The 26,998-nt window shown below is 71.4% G+C and carries 31 protein-coding genes; 14 read left to right on the forward strand and 17 right to left on the reverse strand.

All coding sequences use genetic code 11. The annotated features are described in order from the left end of the window. Nucleotides 1-88 precede the first annotated feature (88 nt). Nucleotides 89-1,792, forward strand: coding sequence for a DEDD exonuclease domain-containing protein (locus ACH54P_RS17885; protein WP_489914132.1), 1,704 nt, complete (start codon nucleotides 89-91; stop codon nucleotides 1,790-1,792). A 100-nt stretch (nucleotides 1,793-1,892) separates the two neighbouring features. On the opposite strand, the gene ACH54P_RS17890 is transcribed toward ACH54P_RS17885, so the two are convergent. Beyond that, nucleotides 1,893-2,798: a MerR family transcriptional regulator gene (locus ACH54P_RS17890; RefSeq protein ID WP_489914134.1), complete on the reverse strand. Its 906-nt coding sequence runs from the start codon at nucleotides 2,796-2,798 to the stop codon at nucleotides 1,893-1,895. Nucleotides 2,799-2,842: 44 nt separating this feature from the next. Between ACH54P_RS17890 and ACH54P_RS17895 the strand changes: the two genes are divergently transcribed. Together ACH54P_RS17895 and ACH54P_RS17900 are read left to right on the forward strand one after the other, a co-directional pair. Beyond that, nucleotides 2,843-3,580, forward strand: a complete 738-nt coding sequence (locus tag ACH54P_RS17895) for a maleylpyruvate isomerase family mycothiol-dependent enzyme (RefSeq protein ID WP_489914136.1) — start codon at nucleotides 2,843-2,845, stop codon at nucleotides 3,578-3,580. A 58-nt stretch (nucleotides 3,581-3,638) separates the two neighbouring features. Next, nucleotides 3,639-3,920, forward strand: a complete 282-nt coding sequence (locus tag ACH54P_RS17900) for an Lrp/AsnC family transcriptional regulator (protein ID WP_489914138.1) — start codon at nucleotides 3,639-3,641, stop codon at nucleotides 3,918-3,920. Between the two features lie 66 nt (nucleotides 3,921-3,986). On the opposite strand, the gene qcrB is transcribed toward ACH54P_RS17900, so the two are convergent. From qcrB to ctaE, 4 genes are all read right to left on the reverse strand, one after another. Next, a complete protein-coding gene (qcrB, locus tag ACH54P_RS17905) occupies nucleotides 3,987-5,657 on the reverse strand; it encodes a cytochrome bc1 complex cytochrome b subunit (RefSeq protein WP_489914140.1) in 1,671 nt (556 codons plus the stop codon). Next, entirely contained in the window at nucleotides 5,654-6,808 is a 1,155-nt protein-coding gene (gene qcrA, locus ACH54P_RS17910; RefSeq protein WP_489914142.1) for a cytochrome bc1 complex Rieske iron-sulfur subunit, read from the reverse strand. Before qcrA ends, qcrB begins: the two co-directional genes overlap by 4 nt. Next, nucleotides 6,805-7,623: a cytochrome bc1 complex diheme cytochrome c subunit gene (gene qcrC / locus ACH54P_RS17915; RefSeq protein WP_489914144.1), complete on the reverse strand. Its 819-nt coding sequence runs from the start codon at nucleotides 7,621-7,623 to the stop codon at nucleotides 6,805-6,807. Before qcrC ends, qcrA begins: the two co-directional genes overlap by 4 nt. Nucleotides 7,624-7,684: 61 nt before the next feature. Then, nucleotides 7,685-8,308 carry an aa3-type cytochrome oxidase subunit III gene (gene ctaE / locus ACH54P_RS17920; RefSeq protein WP_191316685.1) on the reverse strand — a complete coding sequence of 208 codons (624 nt, stop codon included), beginning with the start codon at nucleotides 8,306-8,308 and terminating at the stop codon, nucleotides 7,685-7,687. A 95-nt stretch (nucleotides 8,309-8,403) separates the two neighbouring features. Between ctaE and ACH54P_RS17925 the strand changes: the two genes are divergently transcribed. The 3 genes from ACH54P_RS17925 to trpD are packed head-to-tail and all read left to right on the forward strand — an operon-like array spanning nucleotide 8,404 to nucleotide 10,327. After that, the gene (locus ACH54P_RS17925; RefSeq protein WP_489914146.1) at nucleotides 8,404-8,817 is read left to right on the forward strand and encodes a hypothetical protein; all 414 of its coding nucleotides are present in this window, start codon (nucleotides 8,404-8,406) and stop codon (nucleotides 8,815-8,817) included. A gap of 60 nt (nucleotides 8,818-8,877) precedes the next feature. Continuing rightward, a complete protein-coding gene (locus ACH54P_RS17930; protein WP_489914147.1) occupies nucleotides 8,878-9,288 on the forward strand; it encodes a response regulator in 411 nt (136 codons plus the stop codon). A 4-nt stretch (nucleotides 9,289-9,292) separates the two neighbouring features. Continuing rightward, on the forward strand, nucleotides 9,293-10,327 hold the full coding sequence (trpD, locus tag ACH54P_RS17935; RefSeq protein ID WP_489914149.1) for an anthranilate phosphoribosyltransferase: 1,035 nt from the start codon (nucleotides 9,293-9,295) through the stop codon (nucleotides 10,325-10,327). On the opposite strand, the gene ACH54P_RS17940 is transcribed toward trpD, so the two are convergent. After that, entirely contained in the window at nucleotides 10,320-11,210 is an 891-nt protein-coding gene (locus tag ACH54P_RS17940) for a DMT family transporter (protein ID WP_489914151.1), read from the reverse strand. The two genes, trpD and ACH54P_RS17940, sit on opposite strands and share 8 nt — an antisense overlap. Before the next feature lie 83 nt (nucleotides 11,211-11,293). Between ACH54P_RS17940 and ACH54P_RS17945 the strand changes: the two genes are divergently transcribed. Next, complete coding sequence (locus ACH54P_RS17945; RefSeq protein ID WP_489916494.1) at nucleotides 11,294-12,253, forward strand: GlxA family transcriptional regulator; 960 nt, start codon at nucleotides 11,294-11,296, stop codon at nucleotides 12,251-12,253. Between the two features lie 107 nt (nucleotides 12,254-12,360). On the opposite strand, the gene ACH54P_RS17950 is transcribed toward ACH54P_RS17945, so the two are convergent. Next, nucleotides 12,361-12,786 (reverse strand): cytochrome c oxidase subunit 4, encoded by a 426-nt coding sequence (locus ACH54P_RS17950; RefSeq protein ID WP_489914153.1) that lies wholly within the window; start codon nucleotides 12,784-12,786, stop codon nucleotides 12,361-12,363. 31 nt (nucleotides 12,787-12,817) lie between these two features. Continuing rightward, nucleotides 12,818-13,762, reverse strand: coding sequence for an aa3-type cytochrome oxidase subunit II (gene ctaC / locus ACH54P_RS17955; protein WP_489914155.1), 945 nt, complete (start codon nucleotides 13,760-13,762; stop codon nucleotides 12,818-12,820). A 183-nt stretch (nucleotides 13,763-13,945) separates the two neighbouring features. Here ctaC and asnB point away from each other — a divergent pair, with 183 nt between their 5' ends. Then, nucleotides 13,946-15,880, forward strand: a complete 1,935-nt coding sequence (gene asnB / locus ACH54P_RS17960) for an asparagine synthase (glutamine-hydrolyzing) (RefSeq protein ID WP_489914157.1) — start codon at nucleotides 13,946-13,948, stop codon at nucleotides 15,878-15,880. 57 nt (nucleotides 15,881-15,937) lie between these two features. On the opposite strand, the gene ACH54P_RS17965 is transcribed toward asnB, so the two are convergent. Next, nucleotides 15,938-16,930: a carbohydrate kinase family protein gene (locus ACH54P_RS17965; RefSeq protein ID WP_489914159.1), complete on the reverse strand. Its 993-nt coding sequence runs from the start codon at nucleotides 16,928-16,930 to the stop codon at nucleotides 15,938-15,940. Nucleotides 16,931-17,078: 148 nt separating this feature from the next. Here ACH54P_RS17965 and ACH54P_RS17970 point away from each other — a divergent pair, with 148 nt between their 5' ends. Beyond that, nucleotides 17,079-17,249, forward strand: a complete 171-nt coding sequence (locus ACH54P_RS17970) for a hypothetical protein (RefSeq protein ID WP_489914161.1) — start codon at nucleotides 17,079-17,081, stop codon at nucleotides 17,247-17,249. A gap of 71 nt (nucleotides 17,250-17,320) precedes the next feature. Here ACH54P_RS17970 and ACH54P_RS17975 read toward each other — a convergent pair whose 3' ends face one another. Continuing rightward, nucleotides 17,321-17,698, reverse strand: coding sequence for a HesB/IscA family protein (locus ACH54P_RS17975; protein WP_489914163.1), 378 nt, complete (start codon nucleotides 17,696-17,698; stop codon nucleotides 17,321-17,323). Nucleotides 17,699-17,844: 146 nt separating this feature from the next. On the opposite strand from ACH54P_RS17975, the gene ACH54P_RS17980 reads away from it, so the two are divergent. After that, nucleotides 17,845-18,492, forward strand: a complete 648-nt coding sequence (locus ACH54P_RS17980; protein WP_489914165.1) for a DUF3043 domain-containing protein — start codon at nucleotides 17,845-17,847, stop codon at nucleotides 18,490-18,492. Between the two features lie 244 nt (nucleotides 18,493-18,736). Beyond that, nucleotides 18,737-19,726 (forward strand): aldo/keto reductase family protein, encoded by a 990-nt coding sequence (locus ACH54P_RS17985; protein WP_489914167.1) that lies wholly within the window; start codon nucleotides 18,737-18,739, stop codon nucleotides 19,724-19,726. Here the strand turns inward: ACH54P_RS17985 and ACH54P_RS17990 are convergent. The 3 genes from ACH54P_RS17990 to ACH54P_RS18000 are packed head-to-tail and all read right to left on the reverse strand — an operon-like array spanning nucleotide 19,723 to nucleotide 21,516. Beyond that, the gene (locus ACH54P_RS17990; protein ID WP_489914169.1) at nucleotides 19,723-19,935 is read right to left on the reverse strand and encodes a hypothetical protein; all 213 of its coding nucleotides are present in this window, start codon (nucleotides 19,933-19,935) and stop codon (nucleotides 19,723-19,725) included. The genes ACH54P_RS17985 and ACH54P_RS17990 overlap by 4 nt on opposite strands. Further along, nucleotides 19,928-20,770 carry a phosphoribosylaminoimidazolesuccinocarboxamide synthase gene (locus tag ACH54P_RS17995; RefSeq protein WP_489914171.1) on the reverse strand — a complete coding sequence of 281 codons (843 nt, stop codon included), beginning with the start codon at nucleotides 20,768-20,770 and terminating at the stop codon, nucleotides 19,928-19,930. The genes ACH54P_RS17990 and ACH54P_RS17995 overlap by 8 nt, the downstream gene beginning before the upstream one ends. Further along, nucleotides 20,767-21,516 carry a GntR family transcriptional regulator gene (locus ACH54P_RS18000; RefSeq protein WP_489914173.1) on the reverse strand — a complete coding sequence of 250 codons (750 nt, stop codon included), beginning with the start codon at nucleotides 21,514-21,516 and terminating at the stop codon, nucleotides 20,767-20,769. Before ACH54P_RS18000 ends, ACH54P_RS17995 begins: the two co-directional genes overlap by 4 nt. A gap of 138 nt (nucleotides 21,517-21,654) precedes the next feature. On the opposite strand from ACH54P_RS18000, the gene ACH54P_RS18005 reads away from it, so the two are divergent. Further along, the gene (locus ACH54P_RS18005) at nucleotides 21,655-22,119 is read left to right on the forward strand and encodes a hypothetical protein (RefSeq protein WP_489914175.1); all 465 of its coding nucleotides are present in this window, start codon (nucleotides 21,655-21,657) and stop codon (nucleotides 22,117-22,119) included. Between the two features lie 3 nt (nucleotides 22,120-22,122). Here the strand turns inward: ACH54P_RS18005 and ACH54P_RS18010 are convergent, their stop codons facing one another. Continuing rightward, a complete protein-coding gene (locus ACH54P_RS18010) occupies nucleotides 22,123-22,809 on the reverse strand; it encodes an IspD/TarI family cytidylyltransferase (protein WP_489914177.1) in 687 nt (228 codons plus the stop codon). 74 nt (nucleotides 22,810-22,883) lie between these two features. Here ACH54P_RS18010 and cobT point away from each other — a divergent pair, with 74 nt between their 5' ends. Then, nucleotides 22,884-23,960, forward strand: a complete 1,077-nt coding sequence (gene cobT, locus ACH54P_RS18015; RefSeq protein WP_489914179.1) for a nicotinate-nucleotide--dimethylbenzimidazole phosphoribosyltransferase — start codon at nucleotides 22,884-22,886, stop codon at nucleotides 23,958-23,960. Between the two features lie 57 nt (nucleotides 23,961-24,017). Here cobT and ACH54P_RS18020 read toward each other — a convergent pair whose 3' ends face one another. Continuing rightward, a complete protein-coding gene (locus tag ACH54P_RS18020) occupies nucleotides 24,018-25,121 on the reverse strand; it encodes a branched-chain amino acid aminotransferase (RefSeq protein ID WP_489914181.1) in 1,104 nt (367 codons plus the stop codon). Between the two features lie 96 nt (nucleotides 25,122-25,217). On the opposite strand from ACH54P_RS18020, the gene ACH54P_RS18025 reads away from it, so the two are divergent. Next, entirely contained in the window at nucleotides 25,218-25,520 is a 303-nt protein-coding gene (locus ACH54P_RS18025) for a hypothetical protein (protein WP_489914183.1), read from the forward strand. Here ACH54P_RS18025 and ACH54P_RS18030 read toward each other — a convergent pair. Both ACH54P_RS18030 and ACH54P_RS18035 read right to left on the reverse strand, forming a co-directional pair. Further along, nucleotides 25,477-26,139 carry a ribonuclease FAU-1 family protein gene (locus ACH54P_RS18030; protein ID WP_489914185.1) on the reverse strand — a complete coding sequence of 221 codons (663 nt, stop codon included), beginning with the start codon at nucleotides 26,137-26,139 and terminating at the stop codon, nucleotides 25,477-25,479. The genes ACH54P_RS18025 and ACH54P_RS18030 overlap by 44 nt on opposite strands. Then, nucleotides 26,132-26,980: a hypothetical protein gene (locus ACH54P_RS18035; RefSeq protein WP_489914187.1), complete on the reverse strand. Its 849-nt coding sequence runs from the start codon at nucleotides 26,978-26,980 to the stop codon at nucleotides 26,132-26,134. Before ACH54P_RS18035 ends, ACH54P_RS18030 begins: the two co-directional genes overlap by 8 nt. Nucleotides 26,981-26,998 lie beyond the last annotated feature (18 nt).

Here is a 26,998-nt window from a genome sequence, read left to right on the forward strand (position 1 = left end):
CGGTTCACGGGCGCGTCCGGCCCCCGCAAGCGGGATGGGCCCCGCGCGGCGCCGAAAACTGTCGGGGGTGGGCCTTAAGGTTTCGCTCATGCGTTCGGTCCAGGCACAGCTCGCGTTCGATGAGCTCGGAACTCCGTTGCGGGACACGACTTTCGTCGTCTTCGACCTCGAGACGACCGGGGCGCCCCCCGGGCCGTCGGGGATCACCGAGATCGGGGCGGTGAAGGTCCGCGGGGGCGAGGTGCTGGGCGAGTTCGCGACGCTGGTGAACCCGGGGATGGTGATCCCGCCGCAGATCGTGTCGCTGACGGGGATCACGCAGGCGATGGTGTACGACGCGCCGCCGATCGAGGAGGTGCTGCCGGCGTTCCTGGAGTTCGTCGGGAGCTCGGTGCTGGTGGCGCACAACTCCGGGTTCGACACGTCGCACATGCGGGCCGCGTGCGAGGCGCACGGTTACGTCTGGCCGAAGCTGACGGTGGTCTGCACGGTGCGGCTGTCGCGGCGGGTGGTGCCCCGGGACGAGGTGGGGCGCTACAACCTGACGGCGCTGGCGTTGCTGTTCGGGGCGCGGACGCGGCCGACGCACCGGGCGCTGGACGACGCACGGGCGACGGTCGACGTGCTGCACGGCCTGCTGGAGCGGGTCGGCAACCTGGGCGTGCACTCGCTCGAAGAGCTGATGGGGTACCTGCCGGAGGTGACCGTCGCCCAGCGGGCGAAACGGCACCTGGCGGCCGATCTGCCGTCGGCGCCGGGCGTCTACCTGTTCAAGGGGCCGAAGGACGAGGTCCTGTACGTCGGCACGGCGAAGGACCTGCGGCGGCGGGTCCGGACGTACTTCACGGGTTCGGAGGGCCGGAGCCGGATCCGGGAGATGGTCGCGCTGGCCGAGCGCGTCGACCACGTGGTGTGCTCGCACGCGCTGGAGGCGGAGGTGCGGGAGCTGCGGCTGATCGCGGCGCACCGGCCCGCGTACAACCGGCGGTCGAAGAACCGGCACCAGGGCTGGTGGATCGGGCTGACGGACGAGGCGTTCCCGCGCTTGTCGGTGGTGCGGCTGCCGCGGCCGGGGGTGCTGGGGCCGTTCCGCAACCAGGCGGACGCGCGGGCGACGGCGGACACGCTGGCCGGGGCGTCGGGGCTGCGGACGTGCACGCAGCGGATCTCGCCCCGGTCGCCGAACGGGACGCCGTGCGTGCTGGCGGAGCTGGGGCGGTGCGGGGCGCCGTGCGCGGGCCGGCAGAGCGTGGATGAATACGGCCCGGCGGTCGAGTCGGTGTCGGGGCTGATCGCGGGCCTGGACGGCCGTCCCCTGCACACGGCGGCGGCCCTGGTGGAGCGGCTGGCGGAAGGGCAGCACTTCGAGCAGGCGGCCCGGCACCGCGACGAGCTGGCGGGGCTGATCCGGGCGCTGGGGCGCGCGCACCGGCAGGCCGCGCTGGCGTCGATCGGCGAGCTGATCGCGGCCGGCCCGGACGGAGCGGGCGGCTGGGAGCTGGCAGTGATCCGCTACGGCCGCCTGGCCTCGGCGGGCGTGGCCCGGCGCGGGGTGCCCCCGATGCCGGTGGTGGAGGCACTGGTGGCCTCGGCGGAGACGGTGCTCCCGGAGCCGGGCCCGTTGAACGGCGCGGCCCCGGAGGAGGTGGGCGTCCTGCTGCGCTGGCTGGCCAGGCCGGGGGTTCGTCTGGTCCGTACGACCCGGCCCTGGGCGGAACCCGCGGCAGTGGCGGGCTGGCGGAGGTGGCTGGACCTGGTCGCGGAGGCCCACTCACTGGAGCACGTCGGCTGAGCAGCGAGCCAGGCCGACAACCTGGCGTGCCCAGAGGGTCGATTTGCGAGCCGACCGCCCAGGTACGCGAGGCGACCCTTTCGGGTACGCCGGGCCGGGGTCAGTTCACTGAGCTGTTCAGGGCGTCCAGGAGCCACGTGTGGGTCACGCCCATCGGCGCGGGCTCCCCCGTGACCTCGCCCGCCAGGTGCCAGTACCGGCGCAGCCTCGGGTGCCGGTCCGGGGCCGTCCGGTGGTTCAGTGCCCTCCGGAACTCCGGGGTGTCCCCCGCGCCCAGCGCCGCCGCGTGGGCCGCCACGAACCGGTCCAAAGCCGGGCCCGGGGCGGGCTGGGCGCCAAGCGCCACCTGGGGGGACGCCAGAACGCAAGCCGCGCCCACTTCGGCGTGGAGGGCGCCCAGGTCGGCGATGCGGTCGTGCCCCACCAGCGTGCTCGACCGCAGGTGCACCGCCAGCGCCCGGTCCCCCGCCAGGAGCACCAGCGAGGCGTACGCCACCACCTGCGCCGTCGTCGGCAGCTCCGGCGGCCGGGGCGCGCCGACGTCGAGGAACATGCGGACCGTGTCCGGCGGGATCGGCCCGGTCGTCATCGGGTGCCACAGGCGGACCAGCGTGTCGTGCGCGGCGAACCCGTCCTGCACCGCGGACAGCAGCTCGAGCCGCGTGGCGCGGTCGGCGGGCGACGCCTCCTCGACCGCGCGGAGCACCGAGCGCCGCCACGCCAGCGTCGCGAGCTCGCGGTCGAGCGCGCTCCGCTCGGCCGCCACGGCGTCGTCGAGGGACCGCCGGCCGGCGAGGACGTCGGTGATCGACCGCAGGCCCAGCCCGAGGCCCCGCAGCCGCCGGACCAGGGTCAGCCGGTCGACGGCGGTGACGTCGAAGCGGCGGTGCCCGCCGACGCTGCGCGCGGGCTCCAGCAGCCCCTCGTCGCAGTAGAAGCGGATCGTGCGGACGGGCACCCCGGTCCGTCGCGCCAGCTCGCCGATCCCGAGTGTGTCTCCGGTCACCTTCGGTCGAACCTCCAGCCGGGTGGAGTTCCTACGGTACGGCCATGAACAGCGCAAGACTCGCCGAGGGACTGCACGAACACACCGCCGGCTTCGCCGAAGCCGTCGCCGGCGCCGCCCCGGACGCCCGGGTGCCCACCTGCCCGGAGTGGCCGCTGCGGGTGCTCGTCGGCCACCTCGGCCAGGCCCACCGCTGGGCCGCGAGCATCGTCCGCTCGGGACCGTCCCCGGTCCCGGATCCCTTCGACGCCGACCCCGGCTCCCCCGAAAAGTGGGCCGACTGGCTGCTCGACGGCGCCGCCGACCTCTCCGAAGCCGTCCTCGCCTCCGGAGAGACGCCGGTCTGGACGTTCTTCGGCCCGCAACCGGCCCGGTTCTGGCTGCGCCGGATGCTCCACGACACCACCGTCCACCACGCCGACGCGGCCCTCGCCACCGGCAGCGCGTTCGACGTCGCCCCGGACCTCGCGGCCGACGCTGTCACCGAATGGCTGGAGCTGCTTTCCCACCCGGTGACGGCGAGCCTCAAGCCGGACTTCGCCGAGCTGCGCGGCACCGGCCAGACCCTCCACCTGAACCCGGACAGCGGCGAAGGCTGGCTCATCACCCGCGAACCCGGCGGCGTGCGGTGGGCCCGGGGACGGGGAACCGCGGACGCGACCCTGTCCGGCCCCCTCACGGACCTCCTGCTGGTGTTCACCCGCCGCCTGCCCGCCGACCGGGTCACGATCACCGGCGACCGCGCCCTGGCCGCGCACTGGCTGGCGCACACGGCGGCGTAGGAGCCCCGCGCCACTAGGATCGCGGGCGACACCCGCAGACGAGTCTTGGAGGACCCAGGTGATCACCGCGATCGTGTTGATCCAGGTAGAGGCGGACGCGATCCCGGACGCCGCGCAGGCGATCGCCGACATCCAGGGGGTCGGCGAGGTCTACTCGTGCGCCGGGGACGTCGACCTCATCGCCACGGTGCAGGTGTCCACGCACGAGGACCTGGCCGACCTCATCCCGGGCCGGATCGGCAAGGTGCCGGGCGTGCTGAACACCGTCACGCACATCGCGTTCCGGTCGTACTCCCGCGCCGACACGGAGTCCGCCTTCGCCATCGGCGCCGAGGACTGACCAACGCCCTGAACGCGCTGAAGGCCACCTTCCGGAGCCGGAAGGTGGCCTTCAGCCGAAACGCGGCTAGTGCTCGGAGCGCTTGGCGGCCTCGGCCGTCTCGATGCTCTCGAACTCGCCCGGTTCACCCTGGGTGACCGAGTGGCCGTTGCCGTGGGCCCGCTGCAGCGCGGCGGTCTCCTCGGCCGGGTCCGGCGACCAGAACGTGCCCGGCACGGCCTCACCGGCCGAGCCCAGCTTGTTCATCTTCTTCGGCACGGACGCGCCCTGGTACTCGAGCGGGATCGCGTGGCCGTGGCTGTCGACACCGGCGAGCGGCTGGTGGATCTCGATGAACTCACCGTGCGGCAGCCGCTTGATGATGCCCGTCTCGACGCCGTGCTCCAGCACCTCACGGTCGGCCCGCTGCAGGCCCAGGCAGAGCCGGTAGGTGAAGTAGTAGGCCAGCGGCGGCACGATCAGGACGCCGATGCGGCCCGCCCACGTCGTCGCGTTCAGGGAGATGTCGAACTGGTCGGCGATGATGTCGTTGAAGCCGGACAGCTCGATGACCATGAAGAAGCCCAGCGCCATCGCACCCAGCGCCGTGCGGACCGGTGCGTCACGGGGCCGCTGGAGCAGGTTGTGGTGCGCGGTGTCCTTGGACAGCTTCCGCTCGATGAACGGGTAGCCCAGCAGCAGGCCGAACAGGATCGGCATGCCGACCGCACCGGGGAAGAACACCGCCGGGATCGTGTAGTTCCCGAGGTAGACCTCCCACGCCGGCCAGATCCGGAGCATGCCGTCGGCCCAGGCCATGTACCAGTCGGGCTGCGAGCCCGCCGACACCTGCGCCGGGTTGTACGGGCCGAAGTTCCACACCGGGTTGATCTGGAACAGGCCCGACATCAGCGCCAGCACGCCCACGACCAGGGTGAAGAACGCCCCGCCCTTGAGCGCGAAGTACGGCATGATCCGGACGCCGACGACGTTGGTCTCCTTGCGGCGCACGCCCGGGAACTGCGTGTGCTTCTGGTACCAGACCAGCGCCAGGTGCGCCCCGACCAGGGCGAGCATGATGCCCGGGATCAGCAGGATGTGCAGCGTGTACAGCCGCGGGATGATCTGGTCGCCGGGGAACTCCCCGCCGAACAGCGCCCAGTGGATCCAGGTGCCGGCCACCGGCACCGAGAGCACGATGCCCGACAGCGTCGCGCGGATACCGGTGCCGGACAGCAGGTCGTCCGGCAGCGAGTAGCCGAAGAAGCCCTCGAAGCAGCCCAGGATCAGCAGCAGGCCGCCGATCACCCAGTTGGCCTCACGCGGCCGCCGGAACGCGCCGGTGAAGAAGATCCGGAGCATGTGCACGGCCATGGACGCGACGAAGATCAGCGCGGCCCAGTGGTGCAGCTGCCGCATGAACAGGCCGCCGCGGACGTCGAACGACAGGTCCAGCGTCGTGCGGAACGCCTGGGACATCTCCAGGCCCTGCATGTTCGTGAAGCTGCCGTGGTAGATGACCTCCTGCATGGAGGGGTCGAAGAACAGCGTCAGGTACACGCCGGTCAGCAGCAGGATGATGAAGCTGTAGAGCGCGATCTCGCCCAGCAGGAACGACCAGTGGGTCGGGAACACCTTGTTCATCTGGTGCCGCAGGCCCTTGGCCAGGTGGTACCGCTGGTCGGCGTTGTCCGCCGCCTCGCCCAGGTGCCGCTCCACGGCACTCGACCCCTTGGTCGGCGTGGTGAGTGAACTCATGACTTACGCTCCCAAAAGGCCGGACCGATGGCCTCGATGAAGTCGCCTCGCGCGATCAAGTATCCCTCTTCGTCCACCGTGATCGGTAGCTGGGCCAGCGGACGGGTCGCCGGGCCGAAAATCGGCTTCGCGTAGTGGAGGGCGTCGAACTGCGACTGGTGGCACGGGCACAGGATGCGGTTGGTCCGCTGCTCGTACAGGGAGGTCGGGCACCCGACGTGACTGCAGATCTTCGTGTACGCGTAGTAGTCGCCGAAGTTGAAGTCCTCCTGGCCGGCCCGCTTGACCACCTTGGCGGCGTCGGTCGGGCGCAGGCGGATCAGCATGACCGGGTTGTCCACCCGGGTCAGCGCGGCGGCCAGCAGCTCCGGCTTGTCCTTCTCGGACTCGCGGTACGGGAAGACCGTCTCCATGGCGCCGGCGTCGAGGTCCTCGGCCTTGACCAGGCTGACCTCTTCACCCTCTTCGAGCGGCTTGCCGGTGTTGCGGCGCAGGTAGACCTTCTCGCCCGGGAAGTTCGGCTGCCAGCCGGTGTGCCACAGCGACTCGCGGCCCTCGGTGTCCTTCCACGGGTCCTTGATGAAGGACGCGACCGGCAGCGCGGCGGCCGCGAGGCCGAGCGCGCCCGCACCGGCGATCGCGGAGCGCTTGATCAGCGAGCGGCGGGCGATGGTGCTGCGGTTCCCGGCGTCGGCCAGGTGCGCGAGGATCGTCGCGCGGTCGACCTCGGGCGAGCCCTCGCCCTGGTTGTCGCTCCGCTGCTGCACCGCGACCTCGGCGGGCACGAACTTCTTCGTGTACAGGATCACGCCGATGCCCAGGCCGAGGATGGCCAGGCCGAGCGTGATGCCGAGCATCGGGGTGTAGAGGCTGTACCAGAAGTGGCCGCTCTCGTTGTCCGGCGCCTCGTACTTCCACGGCCACCAGATCAGCGAAACGACGAAGCCCAGCCCCGCCAGCGCGGACAGGGCGAACCAGAACGCGACCAGGCGCTCGGCGCGCCGCTCCGCCCGGGTGCCCTCGACGGGCCACGGGGTCGGGTACTCGACGATCTCGACACCGTCGAGCTCGCCACCCAGCTTGAGCAGCTGGTCCCGGTCCATCTCAGCCAGCTCCGCCTCCGTCGGCGGCTTCGGCCCCTCGGCACTCATGCCTTCGATCCAATCCACAACGTCACGCCGATCAGCGCGGCGATCCCGACGATGAAGGTGATGACGCCCTCCGAAGCGGGGCCGACCCCGCCGAGGCCGTTACCACCCGGGTCATTGTTGCCGTCCGACACCGACTTCACGTAGGCGACGATGTCCTTCTTCTCCTCCGGCGACAGCTGCCGGTCGGAGAACTTCGGCATGTTCTGGGGGCCGGTCAGCATGGCGGTGTAGATCTGCTCTTCGCTGGCCGGGTCCAGGTTCGGCGCGTACTTGCCGGCGGACAGCGCGCCACCGCGGCCGGTGAAGTTGTGGCACGACGCACAGTTGAGGCGGAACAGCTCGCCACCGCGGGCCGGGTCGGACCCGCGGAGGGCCTCGCCCTTCTCGGCCGGGCGCTGGACGCCGCCGCCGTGCGCCTGGATGTAGGCGCCGACCGCGTCGATCTCGGCTTCGGTCAGCTTCGGCGGCTTGCGCTCGATCTGCGCCTCCTGGCGCGCGGCGGGCATGCGGCCGGAGGAAGTCTGGAAGTACACCGCGGCGTCACCGATGCCGATCAGGCTCGGCCCGCGGTCCTGCACGCCCTCGAGGTTCGCGCCGTGGCAGGCGATGCAGGTGTTGTTGTAGACCTGCTCGCCGAGGCGCAGCTGCGCCGGCGTGCCCTGGGCCTGCGCGGTCTGCGGCTCCGGGGCGAACGCGGCGTACAGGAAGCCGACGCCCACCAGCGCGATACCGAGCGCGAGCAGGCCGGCGAACCGCCTCCGCAGCTTCGACCGCGCGCGGTAGCGGCGCTCCGAGGACTTGGTGCTGGTGGTCATCTTGCGGCAACCCTTGCTGTCAGTTCAGGCCGATGGTGAAGGTGGTGGCGGCTGGGCGGACCTACGGAAGGAGGTAGATCACACCGAACAGGCCGACCCACACGATGTCGACGAAGTGCCAGTAGTAGGACACGACGATCGCCGACGTGGCCTGGGCGGGCGTGAACTTGCTCAGTTTCGTGCGGATGAGCAGGTACACGAAGGCGATGAGCCCGCCGATGACGTGCAGGCCGTGGAAGCCGGTGGCGAGGTAGAAGACCGTGCCGAACGGGCCGGACGGGATCGTCATCCCCTCTTCCACCAGGTTGTGGTACTCGTTGGCCTGGCCGCCGACGAAGATCGCGCCCATGATCAACGTGATGATGTACCAGCGGCGCAGCCCGTAGACGTCGCCGCGCTCGGCGGCGAACACGCCGAACTGGCAGGTCAGCGAGGACAGCACGAGGATCACCGTGAACGGGATCGCGTACGCCACGTTGAGGTGGAACGGTTCGTCGTGCAGCGGCGGCGGCCACTGGCCGGACGAGTTCTGCGCCTTGACGGTGAAGAACATCGCGAAGAGTCCGGCGAAGAACATCAGCTCGCTGGAAAGCCACACGATGGTGCCGACACTGACCATGTTCGGCCGGTTCAGCGAGTGGACCCGCTGACTGATGGTGGGAGCTGCCGTTGTCACGCGTCGCATTATGTCCTCTCGCACCACCGCTCCGCCGGGTGGGTCCACGGCGGGTCGTCTGCGTAACCGATCACACCGGATGCCCGGGAAGGTGAGAGCTACTCATGGGTTTACTCGACCGCCTGCTTGACCTGGTCAAGAAGCGTGAAAGACCCGGTCTGACGGCCGACGCGCCCGGGTTGGTGATCGTCGCGGAGGCCTTCGACCCGGTCGTCGCGGACTCCGCCGTGCTCGCCGGATCACCCGCCTGGGTCAGCACGGCACCGGCCGTCCTGCGGCACCACCTGCTGCTGCCGCCGGACCGGCTCGCCGAGGCGGCGTCGATCCTCGCCCAGGACGGCTACGAGCTGCGGGAACAGGGTGGTTCGGGGGAACTGGCCCGCGTGCACGCCCTCCGCGTCCAGGTGCTCGACGCGCTGCACTGCGCCCAGGAACGGTCCCGGATGGCGGGCCTGGCGCAGCGGCTCGGCGGCGACGCGCTGGGCTGGGACGCGCTCCAGCCGGAGGCGCCCGCGTGATGTCGGTCTCGGCCGATACGATCGTGCGAGTCGAGCTTTGACGAGACGGAGGCGTGCCTGATGGGCGAGCGGTCGATGCGGGTCCTGGTGTTCAGCCACAAGGCGGAGGTGCGCGAGGCGATCGTGAACGCGGTCGGCCGGCGGCCCGCCGCGGACCTGGCGCGCGTGGAGTACGTCGAGGCGGCCGGCATCGCGGACGTGCTGTCCGAGGTGGACGCGGGGAACGTCGACCTGGCGATCCTCGACGGCGAGGCGCAGCCGACCGGCGGCATCGGGCTGTGCCGCCAGCTGAAGAGCGAAATCGCCGACTGTCCCCCGATCGTGGTGGCGGTGCGGCGGCGGGACGACCGGTGGCTGGCCACGTGGTCGCAGGCGGACGCCGTGCTGGTGCACCCGCTGGACCCGCTGACCGCCGCGGAGACCGTCGCCGACGTGCTGCGCGCGCGACGGGTCCCCGTCGTGAACGGCTGAGCCGGTGACCACCCCGGTCCCCCGCACCTGGCCACCCCTGCTCAAACAGCTCGTCGCGCGCGTCGACCTGTCCGAAGAGGACACGGCGTGGGCGATGGACCAGATCATGAGCGGCGCGGCGAGCCCGGCCCGGATCGCCGGGTTCGCGGTGGCGCTGCGCGCCAAGGGCGAGACCCCCGCGGAGATCGCCGGCATGGCGGCCACGATGCTGGCGCACGCCCGGCGGGTCGAGCTGGACCGCCCGGCGGTGGACATCGTCGGCACCGGCGGTGACGGCTCCAACTCGGTGAACATCTCGACGATGGCGACGATCGTCACGGCGGCGGCCGGCGCGCCGGTGGCCAAGCACGGCAACCGCAGCGCGTCGTCGAAGTCCGGCGCGGCGGACGTGCTGGAGGCGCTCGGCGTCACGATCTCGCTGCCGCCGGAGGACGTCCAGCGCAGCCTCACCGAGGTCGGCGTCGGGTTCTTCCTGGCGTCGGCGTTCCACCCGGCGCTGCGGCACGCGGGCCCGGTGCGCGGCGAGCTCGGCATCCCGACGACGTTCAACCTGCTCGGCCCGCTGACCAACCCGGCGCAGCCCGGCAGCGCCCTGATCGGCTGCGCCTACCAGGACAAGACCCGGGTGCTGGCCGAGGTGTTCGCCCGCCGCGGCATCACGGCCCTGGTGGTCCGCGGTGACGACGGCCTCGACGAGATCACCACGACGACGACGTCGACGGTCTGGGTGGTCTCGGACGGCAAGGTCACCGAGCGCACCTTCGACCCGGCTTCGCTGGGCATCCCCCGCGCGACGGCCGACGACCTGCGCGGCGGCGACGCGGCGGCGAACGCGGAGGTGGTCCGCGAGCTGGTGGGCGGCAAGGCGGGCCCGGTCCGCGACGCGGTCCTGATCAACGCGGCGGCCGCGTTGGCCGCCTTCACGGGCTTCTCCGAGTCACTGGAGGACGATCTCCGAGCCGGGCTGGCGCGGGCGGCGGAAGCCATCGATTCCGGGGCCGCGGCCGCGCTGCTGGACCGCTGGATCGCCTTCAGCTGACCTTCACCCGCCGCTGCTCGGTCCGGCGGCTGCGCTGGGGTGCCAGTGCGACCGCCAGGACCGCGAGCATGCCCAGCGCTTCGAGCCAGCTCGGGCGGTGGCCGTAGAAGGCGACGTCCACCAGCACCGCGACCACCGGGTAGAGGTAGGACAGCAGGGCCACCGTCGTGGTCGGCAGCTTGCCGATGCTCGCGTACATGAGCACGTACATCAGGGCCGTGTGGACCGTGCCGAGCAGCACCAGCCAGATTAGCCCGGACGTCGTCGACGGCAGCGGTGTGACCAGCAGCAGCGGCGCGAGCACGAGCGCCCCCACCGTCGTCTGCACCGCGGCCAGGAGGTGCGGCCGGAGGTGCTTCAGCTGCTTCGCGACGAAGGACGCGCCGGCGTAGAGCACGGCCGCGCCGAAGGCGAGCCCGATCCCGGCGAGCTGCACGGGCTTGCCGTCCTCGCCGTGCGCGGACAGGGAGATCAAGGCCACACCGCCGAACGCGATCGCGGCCCGGGCCAGGTGGCTCTTGGCGACCTTCTCGCCGAGGAACGCCGCCGCCAGGCCGACCAGGATCAGCGGCTGGGTGTGGTAGACGACCGTGCTGACCGAGATCGACGACAGCGCGTACGACGCGAAGAGCAGCACCCAGTTGCCGACCAGGAACAGGCCGTCCAGCACGGCCAGCCCGAGGTCGCGCCGCGACGGCCGCCACGCCTGCAGCCAGCCGCGCGAGAGGCACCAGAGCACCAGCAGCGTCCCGCCGACGAAGCAGCGGGCGAACGCCACGGCGGGGGCGGCCGCGCCGCTCTCGAGGACGACCGCACCGATCGTGCCGGACATCGCCATCGCCGCGGACCACTGCAGCAGGGGGCGGGTTTCCGAGTTCGTCATGCGGACCAGGTTCGTCGCGTTCGGGCCGGGCAACCAGTGTCAGAGATGACAATGACCGCAAAACTTGTGACATGCTGGCGGCCATGGACGTCGACCGGGTCGCGGTGGTGCTCGCCGACCGCGTTTCGCCGTTCGAGCTGGGCGTCGCGTGCGAGGTGTTCGGCACCGACCGCAGCGCCGACGGCATCGAGGGCTGGGACTTCGCGGTGTGCTCGCCGGGCGGGGGCTCGGTCGACAGCTGGTCCGGGTTCGGGCTGTCCGGCCTGGCGGACCTGGACTACGCGGCGTCGGCGGACCTGCTGATCGTGCCGACGTGCGCGCCCCGGACGGCGCCGCCGCCCGAGCCGGTGCTGGACGTCCTGCGGGACGCGGCCGGGCGCGGCGCGTGGGTGGCGGGGTTCTGCGCGGGCGTGTTCACGCTGGGGTACGCGGGGCTGCTCGACAGCCGCCGGTGCACGGTCCACTGGGTGTACGAAGCGGAGTTCCGCGCGCGCTTCCCGGCGGCGCTCGTGGATCCCCAGGCGCTGTACGCCGACGACGGTGGCGTCCTGACCAGCGCGGGCACGGTCGCGGCGGTCGACCTGTGCCTGCACCTGGTCCGCCGGCTGCGCGGCGTCGCGGCGGCCACGACGCTGGCCCGGCGGATGGTGGCGGCCCCGCACCGCGCGGGCGGCCAGGCCCAGTTCGTCCAGGCCCCGGTCCCGGCCACGGCGGCGGCCGACGACGCGGTGGTGGCGGAGGCCCTGGAGTGGGTGGAGCGGCGGCTGGACCAGCCGTTCACGGTGGCGGAGCTGGCCCGCCGCAGCGGCCTGGGCGAACGGACGTTCCTCCGCCGCTTCTCGGCGGCGACGGGCACGACCCCGCACCGGTGGCTGACGGAGAGACGCCTGGACCGCGCCCAGGCCCTGCTGGAGGAGGGCCGGCTGTCGGTGGAGGACATCGCGACGGCCTGCGGATACGCCTCGGCGGCGGCGCTGCGGCACCAGTTCACCCGGTTGCGCGGCACGAGCCCGTCCTCGTACCGGACGGCCTTCCGCGGCTGAAAACGCGAAGGGCGGCCGGAGGAGCTGGAGAACATCGCGACGGCCCGCGGCTGAAAACGCGACCGGCCGCCGCACCGAGGTGCGGCGGCCGGTCGGAAGAGCTCGGATCAGTCGTGCGACGGGCCCGTGTGGTACTCGAACACCAGGCCGCCGATCGTGATGAGCAGCGCGACCAGCGCGATGACCAGCAGCCAGATGTGGAAGAACGCCAGCGCCAGCGCGGCGAGGGCGGCGGTGGCCGCCATGCCGATCGGCCAGTAGCTGCCCGGGCTGAAGAAGCCCAGCTCGCCGGCGCCGTCGCTGATTTCCGCGTCCTCGCGGTCCTCCGGGCGCGGTTCGATGCGCCGGGCGACGAACTGCATGTAGCTGCCCGCCAGGAAGGCCAGTCCGCCGGTCAGGATCAGCGCGACGATGCCCACCGGCTCGGGCTTGCCGCCGAAGTCGGGGTCCAGCACGGCCCACACCCAGTACACGCCCGCCATGAACACGGCGAAGATCGCCACGATGAAGAAGATGCGCGCTTCGACCTTCATGGGTCTTTCCTACTCCTGTTGTCGCCGGACGTCAGTTGGACGCGGTCCGCGCCGTGCGGTCGGTGTTGAACGGCTGGGTGGTGACCGCGTGCGGGGTGCACAGCTCGCCGCAGTTCATCTTCGTCAGCGCCTCGGACGCGGTGAACGTCTGGCCGGTCGCCGGGTTCACCTGCTTGCGCAGCGCGATGTACGCGTCGTACTTGTCCGGCGACAGGGCGCGGACCTCGAAGTTCATCACCGAGTGGTAGGTGCCGCACAGCTCCGCGCACCGGCCGACGAAGGAGCCTTCGCGGTCGATCTTGTTCTGGAAGGAGCTGTCCTGGTTGTTCTTGTCCGGGTTCGGGAAGACGTCCCGCTTGAAGTGGAACTCGGGCACCCAGAAGGAGTGGATGACGTCAGTGGAGACCAGGTCGTACTGGATCGTCTTGCCGACCGGCAGCACCAGCAGCGGGATCTCGCCGGACGAGCCGACCGTGCTGACCTGGCCGCTGCCGTCGGGCTTGGCCGCGTTGGCGTCCTCGTACTTGAACTCCCAGTTCCACTGGAAGGCCACGACCTGGACCTTGACGTCCGGGTTCGGGATCTTGTCGAGGACCTTGTTCTCCGTGGTCGCGGTGAAGTAGAACAGCACGCAGACCATGATCGTCGGGACGACGACCGTGAACAGCTCGAGCGGGATGTTGTACTGGAACTGCCGGGGCAGCTCCTCCGGCTCGCCGTCGACCGTCTTCTTCTTGCGGTGGAAAGTCGCGGTCCAGAAGATCAGCGCCCAGACGATGACCCCGACGACCAGCGCCGCGACCACGGTCCAGGTCCACAGGTTGCGCATCTCGGTCGCCTGCTCGGTGACACCCACCGGCCAGCCGAACCGGAGGATCTCGTCGCCGGAGCAGCCCGTCGCGGTCAGCGCGACCAGCACGGCCAGCGCGGCGATCCGCACGGTCCGCTTCCCCAGGGTGCGCTCGGGTTGTCCCACTGCGCCTCGCCCTTTCACCCAGAGCCTCCTACGACAGATCTTTGTGACAGCCGGACTCTAGCCGAGTTGGCCCATCCTGCTGACCAAGGGGTAACCATCGACGCGCGTGGTACTCGCCACGGCCGGCCCGGCATACTGGGCGCTCCCCAGCCCCGCGAAGACCCTGAAGGTGTGTGAGTACCCGTGTGCGGCCTGCTTGGACTGATCTGCGCGACCGAGACCGGTGCGGCGAACGCGCGTGACGCCGTCGGCGCGGCCATGCGCTGCCAGCGCCACCGCGGCCCCGACGAGCAGGACACCTGGGCCGACGCCGAGGTCGTCTACGGCTTCAACCGGCTCGCCTTCATCGACGTCGAGCACGCCCACCAGCCGCTGGTCTGGGGCCCGCCGGAGGCGCCGGGCCGGTACACGATGAACTTCAACGGCGAGATCTACAACTACCTGGAGCTGCGGGCCGAGCTGGCCGAGAAGCACGGGGCCAAGTTCGAGACCGAGGGTGACGGCGAGGCCATCGTCGCCGGCTTCCACTACCTGGGCGCCGACTGGGTCAAGCGCCTGCGCGGCATGTTCGCCTTCATGATCTGGGACTCGCAGGAAAAGCGCGTGTTCGGCGCGCGCGACCCGTTCGGGATCAAGCCGCTGTTCTACTCGGCCGGCCCCGGCGGCGTGGCGTTCTCCAGCGAGAAGAAGAGCCTGCTGGAGCTGTCGGACGTCCTCGGCGTCGCGCAGGAGCTGGACCGGAAGGCCCTCCAGCACTACCTGGTGCTGCAGTACGTGCCCGAGCCCGAGTCGCTGCACACGGCGATCCGGCGGGTGGAGTCCGGCACGTCGTTCGAGGTGGCCCCCGGCGGCGAGGTGGCGTTCACCCGCTACTTCCACCCGCAGTTCACGGCGAAGCCGGTGAACGGGCCGGGCGAGGCCGAGGAGCTGTACCAGCGCATCGCCGATGTGATGCGCGACTCGGTCGGCAAGCACATGATCTCCGACCCGGACGTCACCGTCGGCGCGTTCCTCTCCGGCGGCATCGACTCCACGGCCACCGCGACGCTGGCCAAGGAGCACAACCCGAACCTGATCGCGTTCACCACCGGGTTCGAGCGCGAGGGCTACTCCGAAGTCGACGTCGCCGCCGAGTCGGCCGCCGCGATCGGCGTGAAGCACGTGGTCCGCACGGTGACGGCGGACGAGATGATGGAGGTGCTGCCGCTCATCGTCTGGTACCTCGACGACCCGGTGGCCGACCCGGCGCTGGTCCCGCTGTGGTTCATCGCCCGCGAGGCCCGCAAGCACGTCAAGGCGGTGCTGTCCGGCGAGGGCGCGGACGAGCTGTTCGGCGGCTACACGATCTACAACGAGCCGATCTCGCTGGCGCCGTTCGAGAAGATCCCGGGCGGCATGCGCAAGCTCATCGGCAAGGTCTCGACGAAGATCCCCGAGGGCACCCGCGGCAAGGACCTGCTGCGCCGCGGCGCGCTGCCGCTGGAGGACCGCTACTACGGCAACGCCCGCAACTTCCGCGACGACCAGCTGCGCCAGGTGCTGAAGACGTACCAGGAGGGCGTGGGCTTCAAGGACGTCACGGCGCCCTGGTACGACGTCTCGCGCGGCTGGGACCCGGTGGCCCGCATGCAGCACGTCGACCTCTACACGTGGCTGCGCGGCGACATCCTGGTCAAGGCCGACAAGGTGACCATGGCGAACTCCCTGGAACTGCGGGTGCCGTTCCTCGACGCCGAGGTGTTCAAGGTCGCGGCGTCGATCCCCCTGGACCAGAAGCTGGCCCACGGGACGACGAAGTACGCCCTGCGCCAGGCGCTGGCGAAGATCATCCCGGCGCACGTGCTGAACCGCCGCAAGCTCGGCTTCCCGGTGCCGATCCGGCTGTGGCTGCGCAACGAGATGTACGACTGGGCCCGCGGGATCATCAACGATTCCCAGACCGAGGAGCTGCTGGACAAGAAGGCGGTCCTGGCGCTGCTGGAGGAGCACAAGGCGGGCCAGCTGGACCGCAGCCGCCAGCTCTGGGCGCTGCTGGTGTTCATGCTGTGGCACGGCATCTTCGTCGAGCACCGCATCAAGCCGGAGATCCCCGAGCCGGTCTACCCGGTCAAGCTCTGACGCTCTTGTGACGAAGGCCCCGCACCGGATCGGTGCGGGGCCTTCGCCGTCGAAGCGTCAGGCGGCCGGCAGGACCACCGAGATCTCCTCCGCGGCGTCCGGACCGAAGGCCTCGCCGATGCGGGCCAAGGCCTCCGCGCGGTCGAACGTCCACTCCTGGGTGCCCACCGTCTCCAGCACCAGTACCGCGATCAGCGAGCCCAGCTGGGCGGCGCGCTCGACGCCGAGGCCGCCGTCGAGGCCGGCCAGGAAGCCCGCGCGGAAGCCGTCGCCGACGCCCGTCGGGTCGGCCTTCACGCGCTCCGGGACCGCGCCGATCTGCAGGGCGACGCCGTCCTTGCCGACGATCTCGACGCCCTTCTCCCCCAGCGTCGTGATCCGCAGGCCCACCTGGTCGAGGACGTCGGCCTCGGTCCAGCCGGTCTTCTGGAGCAGCAGCTCCCACTCGTAGTCGTTGCTGAACAGGTACTTCGCGCCGGCGACGAACGCGCGGGCCTGCTCGCCGCTCATCCGGGCCAGCTGCTGCGACGGGTCGACGGCGAACGCGTAACCGCGCTGGCGGCACTCCTCGGCGTGGCGGATCATGCCCTCCGGGTCGTCCGGGCTGATCAGCACGAGGCTCAGCGCGCCGACGCGGTCGGCGATCGGCTGGAGCTCGATGTTGCGGGACTCGGCCATCGCGCCGGCGTAGAAGGTCGCGATCTGGCAGAGGTCCTCGTCGGTGGTGCAGACGAACCGCGCGGTGTGCGCGACCTCGGACACGAGCACGCCCGAGGTGTCGACGCCGTGCCGCTCCAGCCACGAGCGGTAGTCCGCGAAGTCGGCGCCGACGGCGCCCACGAGCACCGGCTGCACGCCGAGCACCCCGAGGCCGAACGCGATGTTCGCGCCGATGCCGCCGCGCCGGACCACGAGGTCGTCGGCGAGGAAGCTCAGCGAGACCCGGTGCAGCTGCTCGGCGACCAGCTGCTCCGCGAACCTTCCCGGGAAGTGCATGAGGTGGTCGGTTGCGATACTGCCGGACACCGCGATCCTGGCCCTGTCTGCCACCGGCTGCTCCTTTGTGCTCGACCTCACGGCAAAAGGCGCGAAGTTACCCCCGGGTCATGACCCATCCGGGTAGTTCGCGCACGCCCCACCGACACTACCGGCTGGTACTCCTTCTCCAGTCGAGAGCGGATCAATAGCGTTACGAATCGTGAACGCCGTCACCGAACCCGAGACCCTTTCCGAGCTGATCGCCGACTGCGCGCTCATCCCGGAGTCGTTGCAGGCCGAGAGCCTGCCGCTCCCCCGCGTCACGGCCAAGCCGTGGCAGGTCGACGAGGCGTGCCACGCCCAGGTGGCCGAGCTCGACGCGTACGTCTGAGAACACCGCGGCAACGAAGAAGGCCCCGCCCTCCGTAGGGAGGCGGGGCCTTCTCGCGTCGTGCGCTCGGCTCAGTGGAACGAGTCGCCGCAGGCGCAGGAGCCGGTCGCGTTCGGGTTGTCGATCGTGAAGCCCTGCTTCTCGATCGTGTCCACGAAGTCGATGACGGCTTCCGACACGTACGGGGCGCTCATCCGGTCGACGGCGACCTTGAGGCCGTCGAAGTCGCGGAACAGGTCGCCGTCGAGCGAGCGCTCGTCGAAGAACAACTGGTAGCGCAGGCCCGCGCAGCCACCCGGCTGGACGGCGATGCGCAGGTGCATGTCGTCGCGGCCCTCCTGCTCGAGCAGGGCCTTCGCCTTGGCAGCCGCGGCGTCGGTCAACGTGACGCCGTGGGTCTCCTCGGCGGTCTCGGCCTGCGTCGCGCCGGCGTGCTCAGCGGTCGTCATGGCACTCCCTCTAAGTTCGAACTCGGTGCGGATACTCCTCGTGCTGACGTCTTCAACACCCGGAGCGCCCGATCTGTTCCCCCACCATGGTCGCACATCGATCGACCTGGTGAACGGCGGCGTGACGCCTGCAATACCCTGATGACGTGAGGTTCCTGCGCCGAAGCACCACAGACAACGCCGCCGACGAGCCGGAGACGACCGAGGTCGTCGACGTCGGCGGCAAGGCGTACACGCCCGGTAAGGGCAAGGCTACGCCGAAGCGCCGTGAGGCCGAGGCGAAGCGGCGCGGCCCCGTGGCGCCGCCGCCGACCACCATGCGCGAGGCGATGAAGCGCAACAAGGAACTGCGCAAGTCGAACCCGCAGACCAAGGAAGACCGCCGCGCGGCGGCCAAGCTCCGCCGCGACCGCATGATGGCGGGCGACGACAAGTACCTGCTGCCGCGCGACCGCGGGCCGGTCAAGGCGTACGTCCGTGACCTGGTCGACACCCGGCGCAACCTGCTCGGGCTGTTCATGCCGCTGGCCATCCTGGTGTTCCTGGCGCTGCTGGTGCCGCTGCCCCAGGTGCAGTCGTACATCACGCTGCTGTGCACGGCGCTGCTGCTGGTGATGGCGATCGAGGGCTTCGTGAACGGCCGGAAGATCGCGAAGCTGGCCCGGGAGAAGTTCCCGAAGGAGACGATCGCGGGCCGGTCGATCGGCTGGTACGCGTTCGTCCGGGCCTCCCAGATCCGGCGGCTGCGGGTGCCGAAGCCGCGGCTGAAGCCGGGGGATCCGATCCCGAACTGAGCGACTTCGAAGAAGCCGGGTCGAGCGATGCTCGACCCGGCTTCTTGCTGTTCGCCCGCGCCGGGACAGACGAGGTCAAGGCGCCGTCCGTGCGGCGTTGCGCCCAGCACGAAATACCCGCCCGCCTGGCTGTCCCGCCGCCAAGGAACAACCAGCGGGCAAAGAGGGACGAACCGCCGAAGTGATGCTGGAGTCACTCCAGGGTCGTTAGCAAAGCAAACGATTACCGCCTAGGCTGAGGCCCATGGAGTTTCGTCGTCTCGGCCGTAGCGGCCTCAATGTCAGTGAGATCTCGTACGGGAACTGGCTCACCCACGGTTCCCAGGTCGAGGAGGACCAGGCCCACGCCTGCATCAAGGCGGCACTCGACGCCGGCATCACCACCTTCGACACCGCCGACGCCTACGCGAACACCGCCGCCGAGTCGGTGCTCGGGCGTGGCCTGAAGGGGCAGCGGCGGGAGAGCCTGGAGATCTTCACCAAGGTCTACTGGCCCACCGGTCCCAAGGGGCCCAACGACAAGGGCCTGTCCCGCAAGCACATCATCGAGTCGGCCAACGCCTCGCTCGAGCGGCTCGGCACCGACTACGTCGACCTCTACCAGGCGCACCGGTTCGACCGGACCGTCCCGCTGGAAGAGACCATGCTCGCCTTCGCCGACCTCGTCCGGCAGGGGAAGGTGCTCTACGTCGGCGTCTCGGAGTGGACCGCCGAGCAGATCAGCCGCGGGGCCGCCCTCGCGCGGGAGCTGAAGGTCCCCTTCGTCTCCAACCAGCCGCAGTACAACATGCTCTGGCGCGTCATCGAGGACCAGGTCATCCCCGCCTCCGAGCGCGAAGGGCTGAGCCAGATCGTCTGGTCGCCGATCGCGCAGGGCGTGCTGACCGGCAAGTACAAGCCCGGCCAGGACTACCCCGCCGGTTCGCGGGCCACCGATGAGAAGGGCGGCGCCAACATGGTCGCCCGCCTCCTCGACGAGAACGTCCTCAAGCGCGTCGCCGAGCTGGAGCCGCTGGCCAAGCAGGCGGACCTGAGCCTCGCGCAGCTGGCCGTCGCGTGGGTGCTGCAGAACCCGAACGTCGCTTCCGCGATCATCGGGGCCTCGCGCCCGGAGCAGGTGCACGAGAACGTCAAGGCCGCCGGCAAGAAGCTCGACGCCGACCTGCTCAAGGCCATCGACGACGTCCTCGGTGACGTCGTCGAGCGCGACGCGAGCCTGACGAAGAGCCCCTAGTCCTGGTTGATCCGGCCCTGGAACGGCACCCCGAGGTCGAACGCGTCCCCGGGGGCCATCCGGGGCTCGAGCCCGAACCCGCGCAGGAGGCGGCTGGCACCGGCCAGCCGGTCGCCTCCCCGCCCGGGCACCCGCGACGGCGCGAGGCCGTGCGAGACCAGCAGCGTCTCGACCTCGTCGATCAGCTTGTACGGGTCGTAGTCACCCACGAACCCAGGTCTTCCCGGTGATCCGCTCGTAGACCTCGGTGTAGCGCTGCCGGGTCTGCTCGACGATCTCCGCGGGGATCTCCGGCCCGGGCGGGGTCTGGTCCCAGCCGGTGCTGCGCGACCAGTCGCGCACGAACTGCTTGTCGAACGCGTGCTGCGGGCGGCCCGGCTCCCACTCGTCGGCGGGCCAGAACCGCGACGAGTCCGACGTCAGGACCTCGTCGCCGAGGGTCAGCGTGCCGTCGGCGTCGAAGCCGAACTCCAGCTTCGTGTCGGCGATGATGACGCCCTGCTTCGCCGCGTGCTCGGCGCCCTTCGTGTAGATCTCCAGCGTCAGCTCGCGAAGCCGCTTCGCGGTGTCTTCGCCGATCTCGTTCAGGACCTCGTCGAAGGTCATGAACTCGTCGTGGCCGGTGTCGGAGATCTTCGTCGTCGGCGTGAAGATCGGCTCCGGCAGCTTGTCGCCCTCGACCAGGCCCGGCGGGAGCGCGACGCCGGAGATCTTGCCGTCGCGCTGGTACTCCCGCAGGCCGAGGCCGGCGAGGTAACCGCGCGCGATGCACTCGACCTGGACCATCTTCAGCGGCTTGCAGCGCATCGCGCGGCCGGCGAACTCGTCCGGCACGTCCGTCGTCGACACCACGTGGTTCGGGACCACGCCCGCCATCCGGTCGAACCACCAAGCGGACAACTGGTTGAGCAGCTTGCCCTTGTCCGGGATCGGTGTCGGCAGCGAGACGTCGTAGACCGAGACGCGGTCGGACGCGACGAGCAGGATGTCCCCGCCGTCGAGTTCGTACAGGTCACGGACCTTGCCCGCGTGGATGTGCTTCATTCGCCGTCCTCAGTCGTGTACTCGTAGAAAACCCAGTGGTCGGGCAGGGCGGCGGACTCACCGTACTCGACAACCGTCCCGTCGGCCGCCAGGAAGGTGCTCCGGCCGAGCAGCACCGGCGACCCGGCGGGCAGCCCCAGCTCGGTCGCCTCCTCCTCGCCCGCGCGACCCGCCGCGTGCCGTTCCTGCGTGGTCGCGATCTTCGTGCCGAGCCGGGCCGCCGCGTGGGCCGCGGTGCCCTCGACGATCCGCTCCGGCACCAGCAGCGACGGCGCCTTGGCCGACAACGCGCCGTCGAACCACGACGTCGACGTCGACAACGGCCGCGAGTCCGGCCCGTAGGTGGTACGCCGCCGCCGGATCGCCGGGGCGCCCTCCTCGAGGCCCAGCGCGGCCGCGGCGCGCTCGGACGCGGGCTCGAGCCCGGCCGACCGGATCACGGCGTAGTGGCCGGGTGGGTAGATGCGGCCGGTCCGCGCCGAAGCGGCGGTGCGGTCGCGGGCCGTGCGGTGCAGGCCGCCGCGGTCGACGACCGTCCCGACGCCGCGCACGGGGCGCACGAGCCCCTGCGAGCGGAGGGTGGCCAGGACCTTGGTGGCCGTCGCCATGGCGACGGCCCAGGTGCGGGCGATCTCGCGGGCGGACGGGATCGAGTCGCCCTCCTGCAGGCGGCCCGACAGGATGTCGTCACGGATCCGGCCCGCGATCTGCAGGTACGGCGGCTCAGGGCGGTCGAGGGTGGGCAAGGCGGCTCCTCACAGGGACAACACGCACAAGTGTTCTAGCACGCCGGAGTGTCTCCCACAAAGCCCTGTTCAGAACCACCCAGGTGTACTAGTACACGCTCTGGACTGCGTCCTAGTACGCAAGTTACCCTCGAAAGTGTGTCCCCGCCCACATCTCACACCGGCTCCAGCGGCCAGGGCCTCGAGGAACTCCTCGAGGAACTCCGGCGCCGCAAATGGGTGCTGCACCTGTTCGGCGGCCGAGAGGCGCCGGAGATCTACGCCGCCGTCCACCGGTGGCCGACCTGCGCGGACGTCATCATCCTCCGCGACGAGCACCGGGCCAGCGCCTACCGCGTGCCCACCTTCCCGGGCACCGACGTGTTCAGCCCGCGGGTGGTCACCTGGCAGTACCACGCCACCCCGGTCTGGACGCTGCGGGCGGTGCTCACCCTGGCGGAGCCCGGCACCCCGGGCGCGCCACTGCAGGCGCTGCGCCCGCAACCCGGGTGCGGCGTCCCGGCGGAACTGCGGCAGGACGTCACCATCCGGCCGACGGGCACCGCGGCCGGCACCGAACAGCGGGAGGGGGACGACGGCGGCGGCCCGCCCGCGTGCGCCTAGCGGTCAGCCGCCCCGGCGGGCGAGCAGCCGCTCCGCGGCCACCAGGTCGTGGGGATACGTGATCTTGAGGTTCTCGGGAGCACCCGGGACCCAGCGGATCGGCAGGGAGGAGAACCGCTCCATGCAGGACGAAGTGTCCGTACCCAAGAAGCCTTCGCGCTCGGCCTTCTCGTAGGCCTCGAGCAGCGGTCCGGCCCGGAAGCCCTGAGGCGTCTGGACTCGGATCGCGCCGGGCACCTGGGCGACCAGGTGCCCGGCATCCACCCCGACGACGTCGTCCGCGGCAAGGCCCGGCACAGCCCCCCCGTCCTCGCGTGTCCGGGCCAGCACCGCGCCGATCAGTTCGGAGTGGACCAGCGGCCGGGCCGCGTCGTGCAGCAGCACGGCGTCGACCCGGCCGCCCGCTATCCGGGGGGCGAGGTGGCGCAGCGCGTTGAGCTCGGACGCCTGGCGCGTGTCCCCGCCGTGCACGATCTCGATGCCGTCACCGGCCACCTCTTCGGCGAGTTCGGTGTCCTGCGGCCGGATCACGAGCACGAGGACGCCGATCCCCGGGACCCGCCGGAAGGCGTCCAGCGACCAGGCGACCACGCGCCGCCCGGCCAGGGGCAGGTAGACCTTGTTCAGCTTCGCGCCGACGCGGGTCCCCGCGCCACTGGCCAGCACCACCGCGGCCGCCGTCGTCTCCACGAGCCGCGAGACTACCGGTCACCCCCGCCCGGTAGGTTGGCCGCAGCGTTGCCGTGCAACAGGAAGGGCCTGGTGTGGAGCCGGAAAACATCGAGTTCCCCGAGATCACCCCGCCCGACGACCACGCCCGGTCCGCGGCGATCGCCCTGCACGACAAGCTCGTCAAGCCCGCCGGTTCGCTCGGGCGGCTCGAAGAGCTGGGCGTCTGGATCGCCGCCTGCCAGGGACAATCTCCGCCGCGGCCGTTCACCCGGCCCCGGGTGGTCGTGTTCGCCGGTGACCACGGCATCGCCGCGAAGGGCGTCTCGGCCTATCCCGCCGAAGTCACCGCGCAGCTGCTGGGCACGATGCTCACCGGCGGTGCCGCGATCAACGTCCTGGCCGCCGCCGCGGGCGCGAGCGTCCGCGTGGTCGACGTGGCCGTGGACACCGAGGCCCCGGCGACCAAGTCGATCGGCGAGTTCAAGGTCCGCCGCGGCTCGGGTTCCATCGACGTCGAGGACGCGCTGAGCGCCGACGAGGTCAAGGCCGCGGTCCGGGCGGGGATCGCGATCGCCGACGCCGAGGTCGACGGCGGCGCCGACCTGCTCATCCCCGGCGACCTCGGGATCGGCAACAGCACGCCGGCGTCGGTGCTCGTCGCGGCGCTGACCGGCAGCGAGCCGGTGGCCGTCGTCGGGCGCGGGTCCGGCATCGACGACGCCGCCTGGATGCGCAAGGCCACCGCGGTGCGCGACGCGCTGCGCCGGGCCCGCGTGGTCCTGGCCGATCCGCTCGACCTGCTGCGCACCACGGCGGGCGCGGACATCGCCGCGATGGCCGGGTTCCTGGCCCAGGCCGCGGTCCGCCGGACGCCGGTGGTCCTCGACGGGCTGGTCGCCTGCGCGGCGGCCCTGGTCGCGGAAGACCTCGCCCCCGGGGCGCGGCGCTGGTGGGTGGCCGGGCAGCGGACGGCCGAACCCGCCCACGCGCTCGCGCTGGAACACCTCGACCTGGGCCCGCTGCTGGAGCTCGACGTCCGGCTCGGCGAAGGCACCGGCGCGGTGACGGCGTTGCCGCTGCTGATGATGGCCGCCCGCGTCCTCGCCGAGACCGCGACCCACGAGCAGGCCGGCGTCTCCGGCCCGGTCGTCCCGGCCCCGGTTTCCTGAACGACGAAGCCGTGAAGGCCACCTCGGCGGTGGCCTTCACGGCTTCGCGGCAGAACCTCAGCCGAGCTTGACCATCCAGTGGTCCGGGTCGGGACGGGTGCCCTCCTGGATCCCGGTCAGCTCTTCGCGCAGCTTCATCGTCAGCGTGCCCGGCTGCCCGTCGGCGATGGTGAACTCGCCGTTGGCGTGCTTGACGTGCCCGACCGGCGTGATCACCGCCGCCGTACCGCAGGCGAAGGTCTCGGTGAGCTCGCCGGAGGCCGCCGCCTTCTCCCACTCCTCCGTGGAGATGCGGCGCTCTTCGACCTTGTGGCCGAGCCGCTGCGCGAGCTGCAGCAGCGACTTGCGGGTGACGCCGGGCAGCAGCGAGCCGGACAGCTCCGGCGTCACCAGCCGGGCGTTCTCGCCCGAGCCGAAGACGAAGAACAGGTTCATCCCGCCCATCTCCTCGACCCAGCGCCGCTCCACCGCGTCGAGCCAGACCACCTGGTCGCAGCCCTTCTCGACGGCCTGCGCCTGCGCGACGAACGAAGCCGCGTAGTTGCCGGCGCACTTGGCCGCGCCGGTGCCGCCGGGCGCCGCGCGCACGTACTCCGTCGACAGCCAGACGCTGACCGGCTTGACCCCGCCGGAGAAGTACGAACCGGCCGGGGACGCGATGACGGTGTACACGTAGTCGGCGGCCGGGCTGTTGACGCCGAGCCCGGTGGACGTCGAGATCATGAACGGCCGCAGGTACAGGGAATCACCCTGACGGGTGGGGACCCACCGGCCGTCGACGGCGATGAGCTCGCGCAGCGACTCGAGGAAGACCTCCTCGGGCAGCTGCGGCATGGCGAGCCGCTCGGCCGACTGCCGGAACCGGGCCGCGTTGGCGTCCGGGCGGAAGGACGCGATCGAGCCGTCCGGCTGGCGGTAGGCCTTGAGCCCCTCGAAGATGGCCTGGCCGTAGTGCAGCACCGACGTCGCCGGGTCGAGCGTGAACGGGGCGTACGGGCCGACCTGGGCTTCGTGCCAGCCCTCGGCCTTCGACCACTTCACGGTCACCATGTGGTCGGTGAAGTACACCCCGAAGCCGGGGGCGGCGAGTACTTCCGCGACGCGTTCCGGGCTCGCAGGGCTCGAGTGCGGGACAGGGGTGAAGTGCGTCGTGGTCGTCATGGCTAGACGATACCGCTTGGTCGGAAGCGCGTTAGTCGGATGTCCACGTGTTCCGGGTGGTCCGCGGCCGCGTCGTGATGACCCTAGGATGACATCGTGACCTACCACTCCACGGAGCCGGTTCCCCGGCCCAAGAGCACCGGCGCCGACATCAAGACGTTCGTCGCCGCGGTGCTGCTGACCTTCGGCGTCGGCCTGCTCGGCATGGTCGGCTGGGCGGTGCTCAGCAGCGGCTTCGGCGGCTTCCTCGGCCTGGTCGGCGGGGTGTTCGCCGTCGTGTGGTGGCGGAGCCTCCACGGCAAGAAGGTGTTCCCGCGGGTGCTCCCGACGAAGTCGGTGGTGATCCTCGCGGTCGTCAACGCCGTGCTGGCGCTGATCCTTCTCCTGACCGCGGGCTGAGCTCCGCCGGCAGCTCCGGCGCCGGCCACCCCTCGTCCGGGCGGAAGTCGGTGTCCGTGCCGTCGAACGGGTAGGCGCCGCGGTCGGCCAGCGCGCCGATCCGCTCGCCCTCCGCGCGCAGCCGGTCGAACTGCTCGAGCGTCAGGCGGCCGACTTCCAGGGCGGCCTCGGCCTCGTCCTCGTCGTCCCAGCGCCAGCTGCCGTCGGGCTCGACGACGACGTCGAGCACGCCGTCGATCCGGTCGACCGCGCCCGGCGTGCGGCCCAGCGGGATCTCGAGGTTGACGTACCAGTTCTTGAACCGGCCTTCGAGGTCGAAGAACCACCAGACCGACAACCACTCGTCTTCGGGGATCCGGCGCAGCGTCGAGGCGCCGTGCCAGAGGTCCGGCACCGCCACCCGCGGGATCCGGAACCGCTGGTCCAGCGGGGCGTCCCGCATCAGGCGGCCGTCGGCGAGCCTGCTGCCGACGATCGGCGTGCCCGCCGGGAGCCAGGCCAGCAGGACGCGGCCGTCGTCTTCGAGGACGCGCAGCGGGTGGATCTGGCCGATCGAGCCGTCGGGGCGGTGGAACCGTTCGGCCACGGTTTCCCCCGGCCGCCAGCGTCGATCACTCACGTGTCCCACTGTACCGGCGCGCGCGTACGCCCAGTAGCAGCTCGATCACGGCCGCCAGCCCGGCGATGACGAGCACGGGCAGGGCCGGCAGGAAGTACGCGGCCACCGCGGCGACGGCCAGGCCGGCGAGCCCGGGCACCCCGGCCCGCTCGCGGACCCCGACCCCGGCGGTCAGCGCCGGCACCACGGTCGCGACGACGGCGACGCCCGTGAGCAGCGGCTGCAGCGAGTCCGCGTCGGCGGCGGACAGCAGGTCGCGCACCGACGTCAGGGACAGCCCGAGCCGGACCGCGCCGAGCTGGTAGAGCGCCGCGAAGGCGGCCAGCACGGCGACCGCGCCCAGCAGCAGCACGCGCCACCCCGCGCCCTCGCGACCGGTGGGCCGCAGGAACGGCAGCGTCAGCACCGCGACGACGAGCACGCCGGCGAAGTCCGGGGGACGCAGGCCGCCGCCGGCCGCCGACACGGGCGGCACGGCCACGCACACCGCGACCAGCACGAGACCCGCGGCGAGCAGCAGCCCGCCCGCGACCCGTCCGACGATCGTCGGGATCTTCAGCCCGGCGAAGCCGGCGCCGGTGACCACCAGGACGAACGCCGCGGCGGCGAGTTCGCGGTGCTGCGGGAAGACGTACGCGCCGAACGCGATCGCGTAGACCGTCACTTCGGCCAGCCGCGCGACGGCCACCCCGACCCGGTCGACCAGGGCGTCCCCCGGTTCCGGTACCCGCGCCGTGACGCCCGCGGCCACCGCCGCCAGCACCAGCCCGGCGAGCAGCCACCAGCCCGCGCTCGCCGCTCCGGCCGCCAGCACGACCAGCAGCCCACCGCCCAGCCGCACGCGGCCTCCCTCTCCCTC

Source organism: Amycolatopsis sp. N2S4-7 (assembly GCF_058119595.1).